The organism is Streptomyces koelreuteriae (genome assembly GCF_018604545.1).
GTDB lineage: Bacteria > Actinomycetota > Actinomycetes > Streptomycetales > Streptomycetaceae > Streptomyces > Streptomyces koelreuteriae.
In genome coordinates this window covers 2,513,031-2,537,278 of sequence record NZ_CP075896.1, presented here as the reverse complement: position 1 = coordinate 2,537,278, position 24,248 = coordinate 2,513,031, and the positions used below count along the sequence as shown (strand labels likewise).

The 24,248-nt window shown below is 69.0% G+C and carries 22 protein-coding genes; 21 read left to right on the top strand and 1 reads right to left on the bottom strand.

Annotation, left to right across the window (positions count from 1 at the left end):
* The first annotated feature begins 333 nt into the window (after positions 1-333).
* From thrB to KJK29_RS10905, 21 genes are all read left to right on the top strand, one after another.
* Positions 334-1,263 (top strand): homoserine kinase, encoded by a 930-nt coding sequence (gene thrB / locus KJK29_RS11005; protein ID WP_189723219.1) that lies wholly within the window; start codon positions 334-336, stop codon positions 1,261-1,263.
* Positions 1,264-1,665: 402 nt separating this feature from the next.
* Entirely contained in the window at positions 1,666-3,717 is a 2,052-nt protein-coding gene (rho, locus tag KJK29_RS11000; protein ID WP_215118532.1) for a transcription termination factor Rho, read from the top strand.
* 131 nt (positions 3,718-3,848) lie between these two features.
* Positions 3,849-5,636 (top strand): trypsin-like serine protease, encoded by a 1,788-nt coding sequence (locus tag KJK29_RS10995; RefSeq protein ID WP_215124228.1) that lies wholly within the window; start codon positions 3,849-3,851, stop codon positions 5,634-5,636.
* Positions 5,637-5,846: 210 nt separating this feature from the next.
* A complete protein-coding gene (locus tag KJK29_RS10990) occupies positions 5,847-6,983 on the top strand; it encodes an LCP family protein (RefSeq protein ID WP_215118531.1) in 1,137 nt (378 codons plus the stop codon).
* 185 nt (positions 6,984-7,168) lie between these two features.
* Positions 7,169-7,390 (top strand): 50S ribosomal protein L31, encoded by a 222-nt coding sequence (gene rpmE, locus KJK29_RS10985; RefSeq protein ID WP_003992975.1) that lies wholly within the window; start codon positions 7,169-7,171, stop codon positions 7,388-7,390.
* A gap of 106 nt (positions 7,391-7,496) precedes the next feature.
* A complete protein-coding gene (prfA, locus tag KJK29_RS10980; RefSeq protein ID WP_215118530.1) occupies positions 7,497-8,573 on the top strand; it encodes a peptide chain release factor 1 in 1,077 nt (358 codons plus the stop codon).
* Positions 8,574-8,647: 74 nt separating this feature from the next.
* A complete protein-coding gene (gene prmC / locus KJK29_RS10975; protein WP_215118529.1) occupies positions 8,648-9,487 on the top strand; it encodes a peptide chain release factor N(5)-glutamine methyltransferase in 840 nt (279 codons plus the stop codon).
* 79 nt (positions 9,488-9,566) lie between these two features.
* Entirely contained in the window at positions 9,567-10,214 is a 648-nt protein-coding gene (locus KJK29_RS10970; RefSeq protein ID WP_215118528.1) for an L-threonylcarbamoyladenylate synthase, read from the top strand.
* Entirely contained in the window at positions 10,211-10,891 is a 681-nt protein-coding gene (locus tag KJK29_RS10965; RefSeq protein WP_215118527.1) for an arsenate reductase/protein-tyrosine-phosphatase family protein, read from the top strand. Before KJK29_RS10970 ends, KJK29_RS10965 begins: the two co-directional genes overlap by 4 nt.
* A 71-nt stretch (positions 10,892-10,962) precedes the next feature.
* Positions 10,963-12,201: a serine hydroxymethyltransferase gene (locus tag KJK29_RS10960; RefSeq protein WP_215118526.1), complete on the top strand. Its 1,239-nt coding sequence runs from the start codon at positions 10,963-10,965 to the stop codon at positions 12,199-12,201.
* Between the two features lie 129 nt (positions 12,202-12,330).
* Positions 12,331-13,656 carry an MraY family glycosyltransferase gene (locus KJK29_RS10955; RefSeq protein WP_215118525.1) on the top strand — a complete coding sequence of 442 codons (1,326 nt, stop codon included), beginning with the start codon at positions 12,331-12,333 and terminating at the stop codon, positions 13,654-13,656.
* Between the two features lie 297 nt (positions 13,657-13,953).
* Positions 13,954-14,391: a hypothetical protein gene (locus KJK29_RS10950; protein ID WP_215118524.1), complete on the top strand. Its 438-nt coding sequence runs from the start codon at positions 13,954-13,956 to the stop codon at positions 14,389-14,391.
* Positions 14,392-14,664: 273 nt separating this feature from the next.
* Positions 14,665-15,432 (top strand): F0F1 ATP synthase subunit A, encoded by a 768-nt coding sequence (gene atpB, locus KJK29_RS10945; protein ID WP_215124227.1) that lies wholly within the window; start codon positions 14,665-14,667, stop codon positions 15,430-15,432.
* 68 nt (positions 15,433-15,500) lie between these two features.
* Positions 15,501-15,740: an ATP synthase subunit c family protein gene (locus KJK29_RS10940; protein WP_053670587.1), complete on the top strand. Its 240-nt coding sequence runs from the start codon at positions 15,501-15,503 to the stop codon at positions 15,738-15,740.
* 39 nt (positions 15,741-15,779) lie between these two features.
* Positions 15,780-16,328 carry a F0F1 ATP synthase subunit B gene (locus tag KJK29_RS10935; RefSeq protein WP_215118523.1) on the top strand — a complete coding sequence of 183 codons (549 nt, stop codon included), beginning with the start codon at positions 15,780-15,782 and terminating at the stop codon, positions 16,326-16,328.
* Complete coding sequence (locus KJK29_RS10930) at positions 16,325-17,140, top strand: F0F1 ATP synthase subunit delta (protein WP_215118522.1); 816 nt, start codon at positions 16,325-16,327, stop codon at positions 17,138-17,140. The genes KJK29_RS10935 and KJK29_RS10930 overlap by 4 nt, the downstream gene beginning before the upstream one ends.
* A gap of 123 nt (positions 17,141-17,263) precedes the next feature.
* A complete protein-coding gene (atpA, locus tag KJK29_RS10925; protein ID WP_215118521.1) occupies positions 17,264-18,853 on the top strand; it encodes a F0F1 ATP synthase subunit alpha in 1,590 nt (529 codons plus the stop codon).
* 20 nt (positions 18,854-18,873) lie between these two features.
* Entirely contained in the window at positions 18,874-19,791 is a 918-nt protein-coding gene (locus tag KJK29_RS10920; RefSeq protein ID WP_215118520.1) for a F0F1 ATP synthase subunit gamma, read from the top strand.
* A 2-nt stretch (positions 19,792-19,793) separates the two neighbouring features.
* Positions 19,794-21,230 (top strand): F0F1 ATP synthase subunit beta, encoded by a 1,437-nt coding sequence (gene atpD / locus KJK29_RS10915; protein WP_215118519.1) that lies wholly within the window; start codon positions 19,794-19,796, stop codon positions 21,228-21,230.
* 117 nt (positions 21,231-21,347) lie between these two features.
* Positions 21,348-21,725: a F0F1 ATP synthase subunit epsilon gene (locus KJK29_RS10910; protein WP_215118518.1), complete on the top strand. Its 378-nt coding sequence runs from the start codon at positions 21,348-21,350 to the stop codon at positions 21,723-21,725.
* Positions 21,726-21,855: 130 nt separating this feature from the next.
* Entirely contained in the window at positions 21,856-22,302 is a 447-nt protein-coding gene (locus KJK29_RS10905) for a DUF2550 domain-containing protein (RefSeq protein ID WP_215118517.1), read from the top strand.
* A gap of 14 nt (positions 22,303-22,316) precedes the next feature.
* Here KJK29_RS10905 and KJK29_RS10900 read toward each other — a convergent pair whose 3' ends face one another.
* Positions 22,317-24,143: a glycoside hydrolase family 18 chitinase gene (locus tag KJK29_RS10900; protein WP_215118516.1), complete on the bottom strand. Its 1,827-nt coding sequence runs from the start codon at positions 24,141-24,143 to the stop codon at positions 22,317-22,319.
* Positions 24,144-24,248 lie beyond the last annotated feature (105 nt).

The window sequence follows — 24,248 nt, the reverse complement described above, 5'->3', positions numbered from 1 at the left end:
GGACGTGCCGAGCGCCGGTGGAGCGCTCGGCACGGTCCGGCGTAAGACGGCGCTTGCTCCGGGACGTTCCCCGCAGGGGGTGCACAGGGCTCATACGACACGCATCGTGCGCCTCCTGTGCGCCCTATGTCGCCACAGAACCTTCTTTCGATAGGCTGTACTGAACCCGCCCGCCGCATATGCCTCCGCATAGAGCACGGTGCCGCGCCGTCTTTGCGGCCGGGACAGCGGCCGGCCATCCCGGTCGGCAGCGGCCCCCAGGGTTCTCGTACGCATCGAATGTCCATCGAACGTCATTCGACAATCACGCAGCTCAAGGAGAGTCATCGAGCGATGGCCGGTCCAGCGTTCCGCGCCGCCGCCGTCCGGGTGCGCGTCCCCGCCACCAGCGCCAACCTCGGCCCGGGCTTCGACGCCCTCGGCCTCGCGCTGGGCTTGTACGACGACGTAGTCGTCCGGGTGGCCGACTCCGGGCTGCACATCGACATCGCGGGTGAGGGCAGCGAGACGCTCCCGCGCGACGAGAAGCACCTCCTCGTCCGTTCCCTGCGCACGGCCTTCGACCTGCTCGGCGGACAGCCGCGCGGCCTGGAGATCGTCTGCGCCAACCGCATTCCGCACGGCCGGGGCCTGGGCTCCTCCTCGGCCGCCATCTGCGCCGGGATCGTCGCCGCCCGCGCCGTGACCATAGGCGCCGACGCCAAGCTCGACGACACCGCTCTGCTCGAGCTCGCCACCGAGATCGAGGGCCACCCCGACAATGTCGCGGCCTGTCTGCTGGGCGGCTTCACCCTTTCCTGGATGGAGGGCGGCGCGGCCCGCGCGATCAGGATGGAGCCCGCCGATTCCATCGTTCCGGTGGTTTTCGTGCCCGGAAAGCCAGTGCTGACGGAGACGGCGCGCGGCCTGCTCCCGCGCTCCGTTCCGCACGTCGATGCCGCGGTCAACGCGGGCCGGGCCGCCCTGCTCGTCGAGGCCCTGACGCGGCGCCCCGAGCTGCTGCTGCCCGCCACCGAGGACCGCCTGCACCAGGAGTACCGCGCGCCCGCCATGCCCGAGAGCGCGGCGCTGGTCGAGCGGCTGCGGGCCGAGGGCGTCCCCGCGGTCATCTCCGGCGCCGGACCGACGGTCATGGCGCTCACCGACGCGGGCACCGCCGACAAGGTCGAGGCGCTGGCGGGCGCGGACTGGGCCGCGAACCGGCTGAGCCTCGATCAGCAGGGCGCGAGTGTTCTTCCGCTCGCGGCCCCCGGTGACTTCTAAAAGCACACGGTTGCCGGATTTCGAGAGGGGGAATGTTTGTTGGATCCGGTAGTGTTAACCTCAAGTCTGCACCCGACCCCACCATGGCGAGGTGCCTCGTGTCCCCGTCCGGGACAGACATTCTTCCGGGAGCCCCCCAAGCCGCACTGTGTTTCGTACGTCGGACCGTACGCCGTACGCGGACACTGAGCGGGGCGCAGGGCACGCTCCGGAACCGGTGCGACCACGCCGCGTGACACTGACACTGGGTGCCACGGCTCAAGGAAGCGCCATCACCAGATTCCTCCGCCGCTTAGGCGGACCACCGCCCCGGCACGGTTCACACCACACGGACCGAAGTCGGACAGCACAACCGGTCGCCGAGCCAGACAGGCCGACGTCCGCTCCAGGGAAGGACCCTTCGTGAGCGACACCACCGATCTGATGGGCGCACGTGTCGAGGAGACCGCTGCCGCGCCCGCCACGGACGCCTCCGCGCCTGCATCCGGTGCCGGCTCCCGGCGGCGCCGCGGTACCGGCCTCGAGGGCATGGTGCTGGCCGAGCTGCAGCAGGTCGCATCCGGCCTCGGCATCAAGGGCACGGCGCGCATGCGCAAGAGCCAGCTGATCGAGGTCATCAAGGAGGCGCAGGCGTCCGGCGGCGCCGCTCCGGCCGCGAAGGCGGCCGACGCCCCCGCCGAGACCAAGCCGAAGCGCCGCGCCACCTCCCGGACCCGTACGGGGGACAACGCCGAGAAGGCGGAGAAGAAGGCGGACGCTAAGCAGGCCTCCGAGGCCCCCGCCGAGAAGGCCGACAAGGCCGACAAGGCCGTCGCCCAGCAGCAGATCGAGATCCCGGGCCAGCCCGCCAGCGACGACGCGCCTTCCGAGCGCCGTCGTCGCCGGGCCACCGCCGACGCCGGATCCCCGGCTTCCGCTGCCGAGACGGTCGCCGCCGAGGCGAAGAACGACGCCAAGGCCGAGGCTCCGGCGCAGCAGTCGCAGCAGCAGTCCCAGAACGACGCCAAGTCCGACTCGGGCGACGGCGGCGAGGGCCGCCGCCGCGACCGCCGTGACCGCGGCCGGGACCGTGACCGCGGTGACCGCGGTGACCGCGGTGGCCGGGGCAACAAGGGCGACGACCAGCAGGGCGGCCAGCGCGGCCAGCAGCAGAACCAGCAGCAGGGCGGCGGTGGCGGTCGTCAGGACCGTGGCCAGCAGCAGCAGGACGACGACGACTTCGAGGGCGGCCGTCGCGGCCGTCGCGGGCGCTACCGCGACCGCCGGGGCCGTCGCGGCCGCGACGACGTGCAGGAGCCGCAGATCACCGAGGACGACGTCCTGATCCCCGTCGCGGGCATCCTGGACATCCTCGACAACTACGCCTTCATCCGCACCTCCGGCTACCTGCCCGGCCCGAACGACGTGTACGTCTCCCTCGCCCAGGTCCGTAAGAACGGCCTGCGCAAGGGTGACCACATCACCGGTGCCGTGCGTCAGCCGAAGGAGGGCGAGCGCCGCGAGAAGTTCAACGCGCTGGTCCGTCTGGACTCCGTCAACGGCATGGCGCCCGAATCCGGGCGCGGTCGGCCGGAGTTCAACAAGCTGACGCCGCTTTACCCCCAGGACCGGCTCCGTCTGGAGACCGACCCGGGCGTGCTGACCACCCGCATCATCGACCTGGTCTCGCCGATCGGTAAGGGCCAGCGCGGTCTGATCGTGGCCCCGCCGAAGACCGGCAAGACCATGATCATGCAGGCCATCGCCAACGCGATCACGCACAACAACCCCGAGTGCCACCTGATGGTCGTCCTGGTCGACGAGCGTCCGGAAGAGGTCACCGACATGCAGCGGTCGGTCAAGGGCGAGGTCATCTCCTCGACCTTCGACCGCCCGGCCGAGGACCACACGACGGTCGCCGAGCTCGCCATCGAGCGCGCCAAGCGTCTCGTCGAGCTGGGCCACGACGTGGTCGTGCTGCTCGACTCGATCACGCGTCTGGGCCGTGCGTACAACCTCGCCGCCCCGGCCTCCGGCCGCATCCTGTCCGGTGGTGTCGACTCGACGGCCCTGTACCCGCCGAAGCGCTTCTTCGGTGCGGCCCGCAACATCGAGGACGGCGGCTCGCTGACCATCCTCGCCACCGCCCTGGTGGACACCGGGTCCCGCATGGACGAGGTGATCTTCGAGGAGTTCAAGGGCACCGGCAACGCGGAGCTCAAGCTCGACCGGAAGCTCGCCGACAAGCGCATCTTCCCGGCGGTGGACGTGGACGCGTCCGGCACCCGTAAGGAAGAGATCCTGCTCGGCAGCGACGAGCTCGCCATCACCTGGAAGCTGCGCCGTGTGCTGCACGCGCTCGACCAGCAGCAGGCGATCGAGCTGCTCCTGGACAAGATGAAGCAGACCAAGTCGAACGCCGAGTTCCTGATGCAGATCCAGAAGACGACGCCGATGCCGGGCAACGGCGACTAGGCACCTTTTGGCCAAAGGGCCGCGCCCGTCCGGAAACGGACGGGCGCGGCCCTTTGTGGTGTTCATGTGCAGGTAGGATCACGCTCTCTTCGAACATGTGATCCCGAGGGGGGACCTACGTGGGTACATCCATGCCTGGGGGCGGGCGGCACAGACGTCGCATACGCATCGCGCTGCCCGTGGCATCGGCCGGAATCGCCGCCGCCGTGGCCGCGGCGCTGCTGACGTCGTCGGCCGACGCGGCCACTCCGCTGCCGCAGCCGACGGTCAAGCCCGCCATCAGCTCACCGTCGTCCGCCGAGCTGGAGAAGCGCGTCGCCGGCGCCCTGGCCGGCGACGACATCGCGGGCAAGACGAGCAAGGCGTCGCTGAACGCGAGCACGAACGAGGGTCGCGTCGACCCGAAGATCATCGGCGGCAGCCAGACCGCCATCACCACGGCCCCGTGGATGGCGCAGCTCCACTACTTCGACGACCGGGGCACGTCCAGCACCAGCGACGACATCGGCTTCTTCTGCGGCGGTGCCGTCGTCGCGCCGACGAAGATCCTCACCGCCGCGCACTGCGTCAAGGGCTACGACTGGAACGCCAACGGCGCCGTCGTCACCGGCACCGCCCAGCTGCCCTCGGCGAACGGCACCGACCTGCACGGTGGCACCGCCACCGCCGTCTGGCGGCAGTGGAACCACCCGTCGTACAACGCGTCGACCATCGACAACGACATCGCGGTGCTCACCCTGCCCCAGCCGGTCAAGGCCAAGACGATCCGGATGACGACGTCCGGCGACACCACCTCGTACAAGGCCGGTACCAACGCCAAGGTCTACGGCTGGGGCCGCACCACCTCCACCAGCGACGCCGTCTCCGAGAGGCTGAAGACGGCCACGCTGCCCCTGCAGTCCGACAGCACCTGCGCCGGCGCCTACGGCAGGGACTTCGTCAAGGGCCACATGGTGTGCGCGGGCAAGCCCGCCACCGGCAGCGACACCGGCACCACCTCCGCCTGCAACGGCGACTCCGGCGGCCCGCTGGTCGTCAACAACCGGATCGTCGGTGTCGTGTCCTGGGGCGTGACCGACTGCGTCGCCAAGGGCGCCTACAGCGTCTTCGCGAAGGTCAGCTCCTACGTCGGCTCCGCCTATCCGCGCGTCGACGACACCAACATCAGCGGTGACCACAGGGCCGACCTGTGGGTGCGCAACGCCTCCACGAAGACCGGCTACTCCAAGGACTCCAAGGGCACGTCGTTCGCCGCCCGCCAGTCCTGGGGCAACTGGGACGGCTTCAACGTCGTCCTGCAGACCGACTTCGACCGCGACGGCTACCAGGACCTCGTCTACCGGCGCAGCAGCGACGGCGATGTCTTCTGGACCCACTTCGTGCTCGCCGACAACGCCTGGTCCACCAAGAAGATCGCCGACAACTGGAAGACCCGCACCCGCATCATCACCCCCGGTGACGTCACCGGCGACTACCTGGCCGACCTGCTCTCGGTCGACTCCGCGGGCGTGCTGTGGATCTACCCCGGCAAGGGCAACGGCACCTTCGCCCCCCGTGTGAAGGCCGGCTCGGGCTGGAACCAGTACAACTCCGTGCGCGGCAAGGGCGACTTCACCGGCGACGGCAAGACGGACCTGATCGCCCGCAGCAAGTCGGGCAGCCACATCTACCTCTACAAGGGCACCGGCAAGTCCGGCTCCGGCGCCTTCTCGGCCCGGGTCAAGGTGCGCTCCTGGGGCGGCTACAACGCCTTCGACGCGACCGGTGACATGACCGGCGACGGCAAGGCCGACTTCCTGGCCCGCACCCCCGGCGGCACGCTCTACCTCTACCCGGGGACCGGAAAGGCGACCAGCGAGATCTTTGCCACAAGAAAGTCCGTAGGTACCGATTTCAAGCAGTACGACATCTTCGGCTGAAGCCGCAGGTGAGCGGGATACACCCCGCTGTGACGAACACGCACTGTGCCCACCGCCGTACGCGGTGGGCACAGTCCGTTGTGCAACCCTTTCCCGAGTTTCCCCGTCTGACCAGGCGGAGCGACGATGGTGCCAGGGGGAAGTCCCCCGACCGAGAACGCCTGGCACCGACAGCAGGGGGTAATCGACCGAAGACGAGCCGAGGAGCACATGTCTGCCGAGAGCACGCCGGGTCCGGGTATACCGGACGAGACCGGCACCACCGGACCGCGCCACCGCGCCAAGGGCCGACGCCGCAAGCCCCGCAAGCGTCACAAGGGCATGATGATCATGGCCTGGACCGCTGCGGGCATCGTCGTCCTCGGCGGGACCGGGGCGGGGTACGTGTACTTCAAGCTCAACGGCAACCTCAAGAGCGTCGACATCGACCAGGCCCTCGGCACCGACCGGCCCGAGAAGGCCGACAACGGCTCCGAGAACATCCTGGTCCTCGGCTCCGACACCCGCGCCGGCGGCAACAAGAAGCTCGGCGGTGGCAGCGACGACGGCAGCGCCCGCTCCGACACGGCGATGATCGTGCACGTCAACAAGGGCCACAAGAAGGCCAGCGTGGTCTCCATCCCGCGTGACACCCTCATCGACCGGCCCTCCTGCACGGACACCAAGGGCGAGAAGTACCCCGCCGCGAACAGCGTCATGTTCAACTCCGCGTACTCCACGGGCGGAGCCGCCTGCGCCGTGAAGACCGTCGAGTCGATCACCGACCTGCGCATGGACCACTACCTGGAGGTCGACTTCGCCGGCTTCCAGACGCTCATCGACGACCTCGGCGGCGTCGAGGTGACCACGACCAAGCGCATCGACGACCCCGACAGCCACCTGAAGCTGAGCGCCGGCACCCACAGACTCGACGGCGAGCAGGCCCTCGGCCTGGTCCGCACCCGGCACGGCGTGGGCGACGGCTCCGACCTGGGCCGCATCCAGCTCCAGCAGGCCTTCATCAAGGCCCTGCTCAACCAGGTCAAGGACGTCGGCGTCTTCTCCAACCCGAAGAAGCTCTACGACCTCGCGCAGACCGCGACCAAGACGGTGACGACCGACTCCGAACTCGGCTCGGTCAACAAGCTCGTCTCCTTCGCGAACGGCCTCAAGACCATCACCCCGGCGAACATGAACATGGTCACGATGCCGGTCGCCTACGACCCCGCCGACCCGAACCGCGTCCTCCTCCAGAAGAAGCAGGCCGACCAGATCTGGAAGGCCCTGGAGCACGACAAGCCGATCCCGAAGAGCGCGACCAAGGGCTCGGCAGCGGGTGAGGCCAAGGGCGTCGTCAGCGCCCCTTGAGGGCACGTCCCCAGGGGCGCGGGGAACTGCGCGACCAGCCCCCACCGGCCCGCAGGGAACAAACAACGGCAACCCCCGGTTTTGGGGGATGGGCCCAGTCCTGGCAGACTGGTACGTCGGCTCCGGTTCACGCTCCCGCACCCCGCGTCAGCGACCCGGCGCCCTCCCGAAACCTAGGAGACACCTTGAAGCGCGACATCCACCCCGAGTACGTCGAGACGCAGGTCAGCTGCACCTGCGGCGCGTCGTTCACGACTCGCAGCACCATCGAGTCCGGCACCATCCGTGCCGACGTCTGCTCCGAGTGCCACCCGTTCTACACGGGCAAGCAGAAGATCCTCGACACCGGTGGCCGTGTGGCCCGCTTCGAGGCCCGCTTCGGCAAGGCCGCCGGCTCCAAGAAGTAGCGAGCCTCCATTCGCCGGTCCGCGGACGCGCCCCCTCACCGGGCGCTCCGGGACCGGCGTTTTTGGTCGCCCGCCCTTCACCCCCGTCCGTACACAGGAGCCCAAGATGTTCGAGGCCGTCGAGGAACTCGTCGCCGAGCACGCCGACCTGGAGAAGAAGCTCGCCGACCCGTCGGTGCACTCCGACCAGGCCAACGCGCGCAAGCTGAACAAGCGTTACGCCGAGCTCACCCCGATCATCGCCACGTACCGCTCCTGGACGCAGACGGGCGACGACATCGAGACCGCGCGCGAACTGGCCGCCGACGACCCCGACTTCGCCGCCGAGGTCAAGGACCTGGAGCGGCAGCGCGAGGAGCTCACGGAGAAGCTGCGCCTGCTCCTCGTCCCGCGCGACCCCAGTGACGACAAGGACGTCATCCTCGAGATCAAGGCCGGCGCCGGCGGCGACGAGTCGGCGCTGTTCGCCGGCGACCTGCTGCGCATGTACCTGCGCTACGCCGAGCGGGTCGGCTGGAAGACCGAGATCATCGACGCCACCGAGTCCGAGCTGGGCGGCTACAAGGACGTCCAGGTCGCCGTGAAGACCAAGGGCGGCCAGGGCGCCACCGAGCCCGGCCAGGGCGTCTGGGCGCGGCTGAAGTACGAGGGCGGCGTGCACCGCGTGCAGCGGGTGCCGGCCACGGAGTCCCAGGGCCGTATCCACACCTCCGCCGCCGGTGTGCTGGTCACCCCGGAGGCCGAGGAGGTCGACGTGGAGATCAACCCCAACGACCTCCGCATCGACGTCTACCGCTCCTCGGGACCGGGCGGACAGTCCGTCAACACCACCGACTCCGCGGTGCGCATCACGCACATTCCCACCGGAGTCGTCGCCTCCTGCCAGAACGAGAAGAGCCAGCTGCAGAACAAGGAGCAGGCACTGCGTATCCTGCGCTCGAGGCTGCTCGCAGCGGCGCAGGAGGAGGCGGAGAGGGAGGCCGCCGACGCCCGCCGCAGCCAGGTCCGCACCGTCGACCGCTCCGAGAAGATCCGCACGTACAACTTCCCGGAGAACCGCATCTCGGACCACCGCGTCGGCTTCAAGGCGTACAACCTGGACCAGGTCCTGGACGGCGACCTCGCCGCGGTGATCCAGGCCTGTGTCGACGCGGACTCGGCGGCCAAGCTGGCCGCCGCGTAAAACACGTAGGAGACGAGTACCGGAGGACTGGCGTGCAGCAGTCATTTGGGGGGCGACCCCCAAGCCCCCGCAGCGTGCTGCTCGCGGAGGTGGCCCAGGCCACTCAGCGGCTCGCCGACGCCGGCGTGCCCTCGCCGCGCACCGACGCGGAGGAACTCGCCGCGTTCGTGCACGGCGTCAAGCGCGGCGCGCTGCACACCGTCAAGGACTCCGACTTCGACGCCCGTTACTGGGAGGTCATCGCCCGCCGCGAGGCCCGCGAGCCGCTCCAGCACATCACCGGGCGTGCCTACTTCCGGTACCTGGAACTCCAGGTCGGCCCCGGGGTGTTCGTGCCGCGCCCCGAGACCGAGTCCGTGGTCGGCTGGGCCATAGACGCCGTACGGGCCATGGACGTCGTCGAGCCGTGCATCGTCGACCTGTGCACCGGCTCCGGCGCCATCGCGCTCGCCCTCGCCCAGGAGGTGCCGCGCTCGCGCGTGCACGCCGTGGAGCTGTCCGAGGACGCCCTCAGGTGGACCCGCAAGAACGTCGAGGGGTCCAGGGTCGAGCTGCGCCAGGGCGATGCCCTGACGGCCTTCCCGGACCTGGACGGCCAGGTCGACCTGGTCATCACCAACCCGCCGTACATCCCGCTCACCGAGTGGGAGTACGTCGCCCCGGAGGCGCGGGACTACGACCCCGACCTCGCCCTCTTCTCCGGCGAGGACGGACTCGACCTCATCCGCGGCCTGGAACGCACCGCGCACCGGCTGCTGCGCCCCGGTGGCGTGGTGGTCGTGGAGCACGCCGACACCCAGGGCGGCCAGGTGCCGTGGATCTTCACCGAGGAGCGGGGCTGGGCCGACGCGGCCGACCATCCGGACCTCAACAAGCGCCCGCGCTTCGCCACGGCCCGCAAGGCGCTGCCGTGAGCACACCGAGCGCCACGAGCGCACAGCAGTCTTCGCAGTCTTCACCCCAGCAGCACGTGTACGAGGAGGCCAGCTAAAGATGGCACGGCGATACGACACCAACGACGCGACCGACCGTGTGACCGGTCTGCGTGAGGCAGGGTCCGCCGTCCGCCGTGGCGAGCTCGTGGTGCTGCCGACGGACACGGTGTACGGCATCGGCGCCGACGCGTTCTCCTCGGAGGCCGTCGCCGACCTGCTGGACGCGAAGGGCCGGGGCCGCAACATGCCCACCCCCGTCCTCATCGGCTCCCCGAACACCCTGCACGGGCTCGTCACGGACTTCTCCGAGCTGGCCTGGGAACTCGTCGACGCCTTCTGGCCGGGCGCGCTCACCCTCGTCGCCAAGCACCAGCCGTCCCTCCAGTGGGACCTCGGGGACACCCGTGGCACCGTCGCCGTGCGCATGCCGCTGCACCCGGTCGCCATCGAGCTGCTCACCGAGGTCGGCCCGATGGCCGTGTCGTCCGCCAACCTCACCGGCCACCCGGCGCCGGAGGACTGCGACGCCGCGCAGGAGATGCTCGGCGACTCCGTCTCCGTCTACCTCGACGGCGGCCCCACCCCCGGCAACGTGCCGTCGTCGATCGTCGACGTGACCCGGGAGGTGCCGCTGCTGCTGCGCGCGGGCGCGATCTCGGCGGACGAGCTGCGAAAGGTCGTACCCGACCTCGAGGTGGCGAATTGACGGCCCCTGGAGCGGGGCGTGGCATAGGCAACGGGGAAAGCGCGGCGGAGATCACGACGACGTTCGTGGGGCTTCCGCGTGACAGCTTCCGCATCCTCCACGTCAGTACCGGCAATGTGTGCCGCTCGCCGATCACCGAGCGGCTGACCCGTCATGCCGTGCGGGAGCGGCTGGGGATCCTGGGCGGCGGGCTGATCGTGGAGAGCGCGGGCACCTGGGGCCACGAGGGCGCGCCCATGGAGTCCCACGCGGAGACGGTCCTCGCCGACTTCGGCGCGGACGCCTCCGGCTTCACCGGCCGTGAACTCCTCGACGAGCATGTGATCCGCGCCGACCTGGTGCTGACCGCCACCCGGGACCACCGGGCCCAGGTCATCTCCATGGGGCACTCGGCGGGCCTGCGGACCTTCACGCTCAAGGAGTTCACCCGCCTGGTCAAGGCCATCGACCCGGCGACCCTGCCTCCCCTGGAGGAGGGTGTGGTCACGCGCGCGCGTGCGCTGGTGCGTGCCGCCGCGGCTCTACGCGGGTGGCTCCTGGCGCCGAACGCCGAGGCCGACGAGGTGTACGACCCGTACGGGGCGCCCCTGACGTTCTTCCGGTCCATCGGGGACGAGATACACCAGGCACTCGATCCGGTGGTCACGGCCCTCACGGGTGTCCCCGCAAAGACGTAACAGCCGAGCGCCCCGGGGGCCCCGGGCCTACATTGGACGTACGTCACCGTCGACGCCGCCCGGAGCCCATCATGACGGTCACCCCTGCCATCGAGGCCGACGTCCTGCGCCACCAGGACCCCGAACTCGCCGACATCCTGCTCGGCGAGCGGGAGCGGCAGTCGACGACGCTCCAGCTCATCGCCGCCGAGAACTTCACCTCGCCGGCCGTGCTGGCCGCCCTCGGCTCGCCGCTGGCCAACAAGTACGCCGAAGGCTACCCGGGGGCGCGGCACCACGGCGGCTGCGAGATCGTCGACGTCGCCGAGCGGCTCGCCGTGGACCGGGCCAGGGCCCTGTTCGGCGCCGACCACGCCAACGTCCAGGCGCACTCGGGCTCTTCGGCGGTGCTGGCCGCCTACGCCGCCCTGCTCCGCCCCGGCGACACCGTCCTCGCCCTGGGCCTGCCCCACGGCGGCCACCTCACCCACGGCTCGCCCGCCAACTTCTCAGGCCGCTGGTTCGACTTCGCGGGCTACGGCGTGGAGGCCGAGTCCGGGCTCATCGACCACGAGCAGGTGCGCACCCTCGCCCGCACACGCCGGCCCAAGGCGATCGTGTGCGGTTCGATCGCCTATCCCCGGCACATCGACTACGCCTTCTTCCGCGAGGTCGCCGACGAGGTGGGCGCCTACCTCGTCGCGGACGCCGCGCACCCCATCGGGCTGGTCGCCGGGAGGGCGGCGCCGAATCCGGTGCCGTACGCGGACATCGTCTGTGCGACCACTCACAAGGTGCTGCGCGGCCCGCGCGGCGGCATGATCCTGTGCCGCGCGGAGCTGGCCGAGCGGGTGGACCGGGCGGTGTTTCCTTTCACACAGGGCGGCGCGCAGATGCACACCATCGCCGCCAAGGCGGTCGCGTTCGGTGAGGCGGCAACACCGGCGTTCGTCGCGTACGCCCATCAGGTGGTCGCCAATGCGAGGGTTCTCGCGGCCCGGCTGGCCGCCGAGGGCCTGGTCGTCACCACCGGCGGCACCGACACCCACCTCATCACGGCGGACCCGTCACCCCTTGGCGTAGACGGACGCACCGCCCGCGGCCGGCTCGCCGCGGCCGGTCTGGTCCTGGACTGCTGTGCGCTTCCTCACGGCGACGCCCGGGGGCTCAGGCTCGGCACGGCCGCGGTGACCACGCAGGGTATGGGGGAGGCGGAGATGGCGAGGATCGCCAAGCTGCTCGCGGGCGTGCTCAGAGGCGTGACGGAGACCGCGAGGGCGCGTGAAGAAGTGCGGGAGCTGGCCGGTGGATTTCCGCCGTATCCGCGCTGAGTGGGGGTAGACGCACCGGGGTGCACAGCCACTCGTGCAACCATCGTCGCTACCCGGAAGTCCCCACCCATATGCGCGCATCGCTAGGGTGTGGGGCTGTGATGGCCAGCGAGACCTGTGGGGAAGCCCGTGCGTGAATACCTGCTGACGCTCTGCATCACGGCCGCGGTGACGTATCTGCTGACAGGGCCGGTACGGAAATTCGCGATCGTGGCCGGAGCGATGCCGGAGATCCGGGCACGTGATGTGCACCGGGAACCCACTCCGCGGCTCGGCGGGATCGCGATGTTCTTCGGCCTGTGCGCGGGCCTGCTGGTCGCCGACCACCTGACCAACCTCAGCCAGGTCTTCGAGACGTCGAACGAACCCCGGGCACTGCTGTCCGGGGCGGCGCTGATCTGGCTGATCGGGGTACTGGACGACAAGTTCGAGATCGACGCCCTGATCAAGCTGGGCGGCCAGATGATCGCCGCGGGCGTGATGGTCGTGCAGGGTCTGACGATCCTGTGGCTGCCGATCCCGGGCGTCGGCTCGGTCGCGCTCTCCCAGGGCCAGGGCACGCTGCTGACGGTGGCGCTCGTCGTCATCACCATCAACGCGGTCAACTTCGTGGACGGCCTGGACGGTCTGGCGGCGGGCATGGTGTGCATCGCGGCCGCGGCGTTCTTCCTGTACGCCTACCGCATCTGGTACTCGTACGGCGTCGAGGCCGCCGCCCCCGCCACCCTCTTCTCGGCGATCCTGATGGGCATGTGCCTGGGCTTCCTGCCGCACAACATGCACCCGGCGCGGATCTTCATGGGCGACTCGGGCTCCATGCTCATCGGCCTGGTCCTGGCCGCCGGTGCGATCTCCGTCACCGGTCAGGTCGACCCGGACGCGCTCAACCTGTACGTCGGGTCCGAGAAGGAGGCCGTGCACCAGACGGTCCCCGTCTACATCCCGCTGCTGCTGCCGCTGACCATCATCGCGGTGCCGGCCGCCGACCTGATCCTGGCGATCGTGCGGCGCACCTGGCGGGGCCAGTCGCCGTTCGCCGCCGACCGCGGCCACCTGCACCACCGCCTCCTGGAGATCGGCCACTCGCACAGCCGCGCGGTGCTGATCATGTACTTCTGGTCGGCGCTGATCGCCTTCGGGGCGCTCGCCTACTCGGTCAACTCGGCGTCCATGTGGATCGTGCTCGGCGTCGTGTTCCTCAGCGCGATCGGTCTCCTGCTGCTTCTGCTGCCGCGCTTCACACCGCGCGCCCCGCGCTGGATGGAGCGCTTCGTGCCGCCGCGCTACCGGCGCCGTGTCTCCGTCTCGGCGCTCTCACCCGAGGCCTCGACGCCGGCGTCGGCGGCTGTGGCGCCCGGGGTGTCCGGGGTGGCCGGGGTCTCCGGTGTCAACGGGGCGACCGCCATCGGCCCCCGTTCGCGTCTGGCGGACCGGCGCAAGGCCGGGACAAGGTAAGAATCTGACTAGAGCATTGCCAAGTCGTGGGGTGACGATGGGGGAGCGAAGCACCCCAATACCAGACAAGTCGGCGCTGTTCTTGCACAGACGCGCAGCGTCACTCTCATGTGTGACAGCCCGCACACCCCCAGGTAAAGACTGCATCAAATAGTTTGTGATACGGTTCACGAGAACCCCCGGATAGAGCCGAAGGACCGCAGTGCGACGGTCCATTGGCGTGAGGACTCCACTCAGCCCGGGACTACGCTCGTCCATGACGACACCCCTGCCCCCTGCGAAAGCGGAGTTGCCGCCATGCCGTCCAATGACGCCCGGAACCTCTTGCAGTGCGCTGTGCCCACAGCGGCTGCCGGTGCGGTCGCGGTCGCCGTCAGTGGCGTGGTGGCCGGAGGCAAGGGAGCCCTCGGGGCGGCCGTCGGCACCCTGCTGGCCATCCTCTTCATGGGGATCGGTCTGTACGTTCTGCAGCGGACGGCGAAATCGCTCCCGCAGTTGTTCCAGGCCATGGGTCTGATGCTTTATATGGCTCAGCTCCTGCTGCTCTTGATCTTCGTGGCCCTCTTCAAGGACACCTCTCTCTTCAACGCGAAGACGTTCGCCGTCGGGCTCGTCGTCGCGACGGTCGTGTGGATGGCCGCGCAGGCTCGTGCGCATATGAAGGCCAAGATCTTCTACATCGACCCTGACTCCGAGAAGAGCGAGAAGCCCGAGAAGACCGGGTCGTCGTCGTGACGAGTAGGGGCGCGATAAAGAGCACGGAGAACTCCTGCTATCGTCCGGTGCCAACTGCGGCATCGCGGGCGCGGGCATCTGAGCTGACGCCTGCTCGAACGCGAGGCTCGATGCCCCAAAGCCGCCCTCACATCCGTAACACCAGTCCAGTGCCGATCCGCGGCTGCGCGCCGCGCCGACACAACGAGGTTGCCGTACCCATGCGTCACGCCGAAGGAGCCCCCGGTGAGTGCTGACCAGACCCAGCTCGCCTTTGACTGGAGCTGTCGGATCATGTCCGACGGGTGTGGTTTTCCGGCACCGGGCCTGCACTCGTTCCTCTTCAAGCCGATCGCCACGGTCGGAGGGTTCGAGTTCAACAAGGTGATGCTGCTCGCGCTCGTCACCACCGTCCTCGTCATCGGCTTCTTCTATGCGGCCTTCGGCAAGGCCAAGGTGGTGCCGGGCAAGCTGCAGATGGTCGGTGAGGCCGGCTACGACTTCGTCCGCCGCGGCATCGTCTACGAGACGCTCGGCAAGCGCGAGGGCGAGAAGTACGTCCCGTTCATGGTCTCGCTGTTCTTCTTCATCTGGATCATGAACATCTGGTCCGTGATCCCGCTGGCGCAGTTCCCGGTGTCGTCGATCATCGCCTTCCCGGCGGTCCTCGCCGCGATCGTCTACGTGACCTGGGTCTCGCTGACCTTCAAGCGGCACGGCTTCGTCGGGTTCTTCAAGAACGTCACCGGCTACGACAAGTCGCTCGGCCCGGTGCTGCCGCTCGTGATGGTCATCGAGTTCTTCTCGAACCTGCTGGTCCGGCCGTTCACGCACGCGGTGCGACTCTTCGCCAACATGTTCGCCGGCCACCTGATGCTGGTCATGTTCACCGTCGCATCCTGGTACCTGCTCAACAGCTGGATGATCCCGGCGGCCGGTGTCTCGTTCGTGATGACTATCGCCATGATCGGCTTCGAGCTTTTCGTGCAGGCCGTCCAGGCGTACGTCTTCGTACTCCTCGCCTGCACGTACATCCAGGGCGCTCTCGCTGAGCATCACTGAGCCCCACCCCACCCCCGGTCGTCCGGTGGCCAACCCCCACCGGTCCGTTAAGAGAAGGAAGATTCAGCATGGCTGCCACTGAGACCCTCGCCGCTGTCTCCGGTTCCATCGGTTCCGTCGGTTACGGCCTCTCGGCTATCGGCCCCGGCATCGGCGTCGGCATCATCTTCGGCAACGGCACCCAGGCCCTCGCCCGCCAGCCCGAGGCCGCCGGCCTGATCCGTGCCAACCAGATCCTGGGCTTCGCCTTCTGTGAGGCGCTCGCCCTCATCGGCATCGTCATGCCGTTCGTGTTCGGTACGAAGTAAGAACTTCCCTACCGACACGTTTCGACGAAAGGCACTGATGTGATCGCCAACCTGGTGCAGCTGGCGGCCGAGGAAGAGCAGAACCCGCTCGTTCCTCCGGGCCCCGAGCTGCTCATCGGCACCATCGCCTTCGCCATCGTGTTCTTCTTCTTCTGGAAGAAGCTGCTTCCGAACATCAACAAGGTTCTGGAGGAGCGCCGCGCGGCGATCGAAGGCGGTATCGAAGAGGCCGAGACCATGAAGGTCGAGGCCCAGAGCGTCCTTGAGCAGTACAAGGCACAGCTCGCCGAGGCCCGGCACGAGGCCGCGCGCCTGCGCCAGGAGGCGCAGGAGCAGGGCGCGACGCTCATCGCCGAGATGCGGGCCGAGGGCCAGCGTCAGCGCGAGGAGATCGTCGCCGCCGGCCACTCGCAGATCGAGGCCGACCGCAAGGCCGCCGCGTCCGCGCTGCGTCAGGACGTCGGCAAGCTCGCCACCGACCTGGCCGGCAAGCTCGTCGGGGAGTCCCTCGAGGACCACGCCCGCCAGAGCCGTGTGATCGACCGGTTCCTCGACGACCTCGAGGAGAAGGCCGAGGCCGGGCGATGAACGGAGCGAGCCGCGAGGCCCTGGCAGCCGCACGAGAGCGTCTCGACGCGTTGACGGACTCCACGTCCGTCGACGCGGGCTCGCTCGCCGACGAGCTGGCCGCCGTCACCGCTCTGCTCCACCGCGAGGTTTCGCTGCGTCGGGTCCTCACCGACCCGGCGCAGGACGGCGAGGCGAAGGCCCAACTGGCCCAGCGTCTGCTCGGCACCCAGGTCAGCGGCCCGGCCGCCGACCTGGTCGCCGGCATGGTGCGCTCCCGCTGGTCGCAGTCGCGCGACCTGGTGGACGCCCTGGAGCAGCTGGCCGACACCGCCGACCTCACCGCCGCGCAGCAGGCCGGCAAGCTCGACGACGTCGAGGACGAGCTGTTCCGGTTCGGCCGGATCGTCTCCGGCAGCACCGGGCTGCGGGCCGCGCTGACCGACCGGAAGGCCACCACCTCGGCCAAGAGCGAGCTGCTGCGCAGCCTGCTCGGCGGCAGGGCGCAGTCGGCCACCGAGCGTCTGGTGACGCGCCTTGTGACCGCGCCGCGGGGACGTAGCCTGGAGTCGGGACTGGAGTCCCTGTCCAAGCTCGCCGCCGAGCGCCGGGACCGCATGGTGGCCATCGTCACCTCGGCGGTGCCGCTGAGCGACCCGCAGAAGCGGCGCCTGGGCGACGCCCTCGCGAAGATCTACGGCCGCCGGATGCACCTCAACCTGGACGTGGACCCCGAGGTCCTCGGCGGAATCCGGGTGCAGGTCGGCGACGAGGTCATCAACGGCTCCCTCGCGGACCGGCTGGAGGACGCGAGCCGCCGCCTGGCGAGCTGAGCAGCAACTCAATAGCACGACGTACTTACGACGGCCCTGGTTGGGCCGTGCAGAAGAATCCTGGGGGTCGCCCCCAGACCCCCTAAGAAACTTCGGGCCCAACAAGGAGAGCAGGGAACCCAGATGGCGGAGCTCACGATCCGGCCGGAGGAGATCCGGGACGCGCTGGAGAACTTCGTCCAGGCGTACAAGCCGGACGCGGCCTCGCGCGAGGAGGTCGGTACGGTCACCTTTGCCGGCGACGGCATCGCGAAGGTCGAGGGTCTGCCCTCGGCCATGGCCAACGAGCTGCTGAAGTTCGAGGACGGCACCCTCGGCCTCGCCCTCAACCTCGAGGAGCGCGAGATCGGTGCCATCGTCCTCGGTGAGTTCAGCGGCATCGAGGAGGGGCAGCCGGTCTCGCGTACCGGTGAGGTTCTCTCCGTAGCGGTCGGCGAGGGCTACCTCGGCCGTGTGGTCGACCCCCTCGGCGCCCCGATCGACGGCCTCGGCGAGATCGAGACCCAGGGCCGCCGTGCCCTGGAGCTGCAGGCCCCCACGGTCATGGACCGCAAGTCGGTCCACCAGCCGATGGAGACCGGCTACAAGGCCGTCGACACCATGACCCCGATCGGCCGTGGCCAGCGTCAGCTGATCATCGGTGACCGCCAGACCGGCAAGACCGCCCTGGCCGTCGACACGATCATCAACCAGCGCGACAACTGGCGCTCGGGCGACCCGGAGAAGCAGGTCCGCTGCATCTACGTCGCCATCGGCCAGAAGGGCTCCACCATCGCCGGCGTGCGCGGCGCTCTGGAGGAGGCCGGCGCGCTGGAGTACACGACCATCGTCGCCGCCCCGGCGTCCGACCCGGCCGGCTTCAAGTACCTGGCGCCGTACACCGGTTCGGCCATCGGTCAGCAGTGGATGTACGAGGGCAAGCACGTCCTCATCATCTTCGACGACCTGTCGAAGCAGGCCGACGCCTACCGCGCCGTGTCGCTGCTGCTGCGCCGCCCGCCGGGCCGTGAGGCCTACCCGGGTGACGTCTTCTACCTGCACTCCCGCCTGCTGGAGCGCTGCGCCAAGCTCTCCGACGAGATGGGCGCCGGTTCGATGACCGGTCTGCCGATCGTGGAGACCAAGGCCAACGACGTCTCGGCGTTCATCCCGACCAACGTCATCTCCATCACCGACGGCCAGTGCTTCCTGGAGTCGGACCTGTTCAACGCCGGTCAGCGCCCCGCGCTGAACGTCGGTATCTCCGTCTCCCGAGTCGGTGGTTCCGCCCAGCACAAGGCGATCCGCCAGGTGTCCGGCCGCCTCCGCGTGGACCTCGCCCAGTTCCGTGAGCTGGAGGCGTTCGCCGCCTTCGGTTCCGACCTGGACGCCGCGTCCAAGGCGCAGCTCGAGCGTGGTCAGCGCATGGTCGAGCTGCTGAAGCAGCCGCAGTACCAGCCGATGGCCACCGAGGACCAGGTCGTCTCCATCTGGGCCGGCACCACCGGCAAGATGGACGAGGTCCCGGTCGTCGACATCCGCCGCTTCGAGAAGGAGCTGCTGGAGTACCTGCACCGCAAGGAGCAGGGCCTGCTGACCTCCATCCGCGAGGGCGCCAAGATGTCGGACGACACCCTCCAGGCCATGGCCGACGCCATCGCGGAGTTCAAGAAGCAGTTCGAGACCTCCGACGGCAAGCTGCTCGGCGAGGACACCCCGGCTGCCGGTAAGTGACGACGGAAGGGACCTGACTCATGGGAGCCCAGCTCCGGGTCTACAAGCGTCGCATCCGATCCGTCTCCGCGACCAAGAAGATCACGAAGGCGATGGAGATGATCGCCGCCTCGCGCGTCGTCAAGGCGCAGCGCAAGGTGGCGGCCTCCACCCCGTATGCGACCGAGCTCACCCGCGCGGTCACCGCGGTCGCCACCGGGTCGAACACCAAGCACCCGCTGACGACGGAGGCGGAGAACCCGACCCGCGTCGCGGTCCTGCTCCTCACGAGCGACCGCGGTCTGGCCGGCGCCTTCAACTCCAACGCCATCAAGGCCGCGGAGAGGCTCACCGCGCAGCTCGAGGGTGAGGGCAAGGAGGTCGTCAACTACATCGTCGGCCGCCGTGGTCTCGCCCACTACAACTTCCGCGAGCGCAAGGTCGCGGAGTCGTTCACGGGCTTCACCGACGAGCCCTCGTACGCGGACGCCAAGAAGGTCGCGGCCCCGCTGATCGAGGCGATCGAGACGGAGACGGCCGAGGGCGGCGTGGACGAGCTCCACATCGTCTACACCGAGTTCGTGTCGATGATGACGCAGACGGCGGTCGAGGCGCGGCTGCTGCCGCTCAGCCTCGACGAGGTCGCCGAGGAGGCCAAGCCCAACAAGGGCGAGATCCTCCCGCTGTTCGACTTCGAGCCCTCGGCGGAGGACGTCCTGGACGCCCTGCTGCCGCGCTACGTGGAGAGCCGCATCTACAACGCGCTGCTCCAGTCGGCCGCCTCGAAGCACGCCGCCACGCGGCGCGCGATGAAGTCGGCAACCGACAACGCCGGTGATCTCATCGAGAATCTCACCCGGCTTGCCAACCAGGCCCGCCAGGCCGAAATCACCCAGGAAATCAGCGAGATCGTCGGTGGTGCCAGTGCCCTGGCCGACGCGACCGCGGGGAGTGACTGAAAATGACCACCACTGTTGAGACGGCCACGGCGACGGGCCGCGTCGCGCGGGTCATCGGCCCGGTCGTCGACGTGGAGTTCCCCGTCGACGCGATGCCGGACATCTACAACGCCCTTCACGTCGAGGTCTCCGACCCGGCGAAGGCGGGCGAGAAGAAGACGCTGACCCTGGAGGTCGCCCAGCACCTGGGTGACGGCCTGGTCCGCGCGATCTCCATGCAGCCCACCGACGGTCTGGTCCGCCAGGCCCCGGTCGTCAACACCGGCGTGGGCATCTCCGTCCCGGTCGGCGACTTCACCAAGGGCAAGGTGTTCAACACCCTCGGTGAGGTGCTGAACAGCGACGAGGAGTACGACGGCGAGCGCTGGACCATCCACCGCAAGGCCCCCGCGTTCGACCAGCTCGAGTCGAAGACCGAGATGTTCGAGACGGGCCTGAAGGTCGTCGACCTGCTCACCCCGTACGTCAAGGGCGGCAAGATCGGTCTGTTCGGTGGTGCCGGTGTCGGCAAGACCGTGCTGATCCAGGAAATGATCATGCGTGTCGCCAACCTCCACGAGGGCGTCTCCGTCTTCGCGGGCGTCGGTGAGCGCACCCGTGAGGGCAACGACCTCATCGCGGAGATGGAAGAGTCCGGCGTTCTGGACAAGACCGCCCTGGTCTTCGGCCAGATGGACGAGCCCCCGGGCACCCGTCTGCGCGTGGCCCTGGCCGGCCTGACGATGGCGGAGTACTTCCGTGACGTCCAGAAGCAGGACGTGCTGTTCTTCATCGACAACATCTTCCGCTTCACCCAGGCCGGTTCCGAGGTGTCGACCCTGCTCGGCCGTATGCCCTCCGCGGTGGGCTACCAGCCGAACCTGGCCGACGAGATGGGCACCCTGCAGGAGCGCATCACCTCGACCCGTGGTCACTCGATCACCTCGATGCAGGCGATCTACGTCCCCGCGGACGACCTGACCGACCCGGCCCCGGCCACCACCTTCGCCCACCTCGACGCGACGACGGTTCTCTCCCGTCCGATCTCCGAGAAGGGCATCTACCCGGCCGTGGACCCGCTGGACTCGACGTCCCGCATCCTCGACCCGCGGTACATCGCGGCGGACCACTACAACGCCGCGATGCGCGTGAAGAACATCCTGCAGAAGTACAAGGACCTGCAGGACATCATCGCGATCCTCGGTATCGACGAGCTCGGCGAGGAGGACAAGCTCGTTGTCCACCGCGCCCGTCGCGTGGAGCGCTTCCTGTCCCAGAACACCCACGCCGCCAAGCAGTTCACCGGCGTGGACGGTTCGGACGTGCCGCTGGACGAGTCGATCGCCGCGTTCAACGCGATCTGCGACGGCGAGTACGACCACTTCCCGGAGCAGGCGTTCTTCATGTGCGGTGGTCTCGAGGACCTGAAGAACAACGCCAAGGAGCTGGGCGTCTCCTGACCCGGGCCGCGCTCGAGTTCATGAGGGGGCGGGGCTCGTCCCGCCCCCTCTGTCACGCCTACTAGACTTGTAACCAACACCCGGCACTACCGCCGGGTGGTGACCCGAGGAGCCACCTTGGCTGCTGAGCTGCACGTCGCGCTGGTCGCCGCCGACCGTGAGGTCTGGTCCGGCCAGGCCACCCTGGTCGTCGCGCGCACCACGTCCGGCGACATCGGCGTCATGCCCGGTCACCAGCCGCTGCTCGGTGTGCTGGAGTCGGGCCCGGTGACCATCCGTACGAGCGAGGGCGGGACCGTCGTCGCCGCCGTCCACGGCGGTTTCATCTCGTTCGCGGACGACAAGCTCTCGCTGCTGGCCGAAGTCGCCGAGCTGTCGGACGAGATCGATGTCCAGCGCGCTGAGCAGGAGCTGGAGCGCGCGAAGGCGGAGGACGACGCGGAGGCCAAGCGCCGCGCTGACGTCCGTCTGCGTGCGGCCACGGCGGCGCGCTGATCCTGTCCGCCGTGTGAAGACGTCACTCAGCCGCGGCTGGGTACCGGAGAGATCCGGACCCAGTCGCGGCTGAGGCAGATGTGGGAGTTTTTTCCGTTCCGTTACCTAGGAGACGAGGAGGTCGGTGTCGATGGTCCTCGCTCTGACTGTGTGCGGAATCGTGGTGGCGCTCGTGGTGGTGGGGCTTTTCGTCTTCGGTCTGCGCCGCCGGCTCATCCAGCGTTCGGGGGGCACCTTCGACGCCAGCCTGCGCTGGGACGCCCCCGAGCAGGGCGACAGCAACGGCAAAGGGTGGGCGTACGGGGTGGCCCGGTACAACGGCGACCGCGTCGAGTGGTACCGCGTCTTCTCGTACTCACCGCGCCCGCGCCGCATCCTGGAGCGCTCCGCGATCGAGGTGGCCGGCCGCCGCGTCCCGGAGGGCGAGGAGGAGCTGGCCCTGCTCTCCGACCATGTGATCCTGACCTGCCTGCACCGGGGCTCGCGTCTCGAACTCGCGATGAGCGAAGACGCGCTGACCGGTTTCCTCGCGTGGCTTGAGGCAGCCCCGCCCGGTCAGCGCGTCAATGTGGCTTGATCAGCCGAACCTGTCTACGACAGGCCGTTGTTGATCGCTGTCACCAGCTCTCCGTTGCCGGTGTCGCCGCTGAACTCCCAGAAGAACGCGCCGCCGAGCCCCTGGTTCTTGGCCCATGTCATCTTCGAGCCGATGGTGGCGGGGGTGTCGTACGACCACCAGTTGCTGCCGCAGTGGGCGTACGCCGTGCCCGCGATCGTGCCGGTGGCCGGGCAGGAGTTCTTCAGGACCTTGTAGTCCTCGATGCCCGCCTCATACGTACCGGGCGCCGCGCCGGTCGCCGATCCGCCCGGTGCGGACTGGGTGACGCCGGTCCAGCCGCGGCCGTAGAAGCCGATGCCGAGCAGCAGCTTGGCGGAGGGGACGCCCTTCGCCTTCAGCTTGGCGATCGCGTCGGCCGAGTTGAAGCCGGCCTGCGGGATCCCGGGGTACGAGGTGAGCGGGGAGTGCGGGGCGGTCGGGCCGTCCTTGTCGAAGGCGCCGAAGTAGTCGTACGTCATCACGTTGTACCAGTCGAGGTACTGCGCGGCGCCGCCGTAGTCGGCCGCGTCGATCTTGCCGCCGGAGGAGCCGTCGGCGGTGATGGCCGCGGTGACCAGGTACTTCGAGCCGAACTCCGTGCGCAGCGCGGACATCAGGTTCTTGAACGCGGCCGGGCCGGATGTGTCGCAGGTCAGGCCGCAGGCGTTCGGGTACTCCCAGTCGATGTCGATGCCGTCGAAGACATCGGCCCAGCGCGGGTCCTCGACGACGGCCTTGCAGGACTTGGCGAACGCGGCCGCGTTCTGCGCGGCCTGGCCGAAGCCGCCCGAGTAGGTCCAGCCGCCGAAGGAGTACAGCACCTTGATGTGCGGGTACTTGGCCTTGAGCTGGCGGAGCTGGTTGAAGTTGCCGCGCAGCGGCTGGTCCCAGGTGTCGGCGGTGCCGCTGACGGACTGGTCGGCGGTGTAGGCCTTGTCGTAGGCGGCGTAGGTGTCGTCGACGGTGCACTGACCGTTCTTGACGTTGCCGAACGCGTAGTTGATGTGGGTGATCTTCGAGGCCGAGCCCGAGGACACCAGGTTCTTGACGTGGTAGTTGCGGCCGTAGACGCCCCACTCGACGAAGTAGCCGAGCTTGACCTTGTCGCCCGTGGGCGGGGGCTCGGTGGTGCCGCCGGTGGTGCGGACCGCGCGGGCGCCGCTGACCGGGCCGGTCTGGTCGGCGGTGTCACGGGCCTGGACGGTGTAGGAGTAGTCGGTTCCGGCGGTCAGGCCGGTGTTCGTGTACGACGTGGTGGTCACGGTGGCGACCTTGGCGCCGTCGCGCAGGACGTCGTAGTTCTTGATGCCCTTGTCGTCGGTGGCGGCGCTCCAGGACAGCTTCACCGAGGTGTCGGTGATGTCCGAGGCGGTGGGCGTGCCGGGGGCGCTCGGGGCCTTGTCGCCGGGTTCGGTGGTGCCGCCGTCGCAGCTTCCGCCGTTGAGCTTGCAGTTCGCGGGGGAGCCGGAGCCGGTGCCGTTGAAGCCGAAGGAGACGGAGGCGCCGGGGGCGAGGGTGCCGTTCCAGGACTTGTTCTTGGCGGTCCAGTGGGTGCCGGAGGAGGTGACGTCGGCGTCCCAGGCGGAGGTGACGGACGTACCGGAGGGGAAGTCCCACTCGACGGTCCAGGAGCTGAGGGCGGTCGTGCCGGTGTTCTTCACCGTCCACTTGCCCTCGAAGCCGGAGCCCCAGTCCTGGGTCTTGGCGTAGGTGGCGGTCGCGGATGTCGCGGCCTCGGCGGGACTCGCGAGGCCGACGAGACCGGCCAGTGGGAGCAACAGGGACGCGAACCCTGCCGCGGCTCTGTGTCTGAAGCGCATGCTGCGCCTCCCTTGTGGGGTTCTCGGGGCGTGACTGAGCCTCACGCCCCTCATGGTGCGGTGAGAATAGAAAGGTCTGGACCACCGGTCAATAGGTCTGGACCA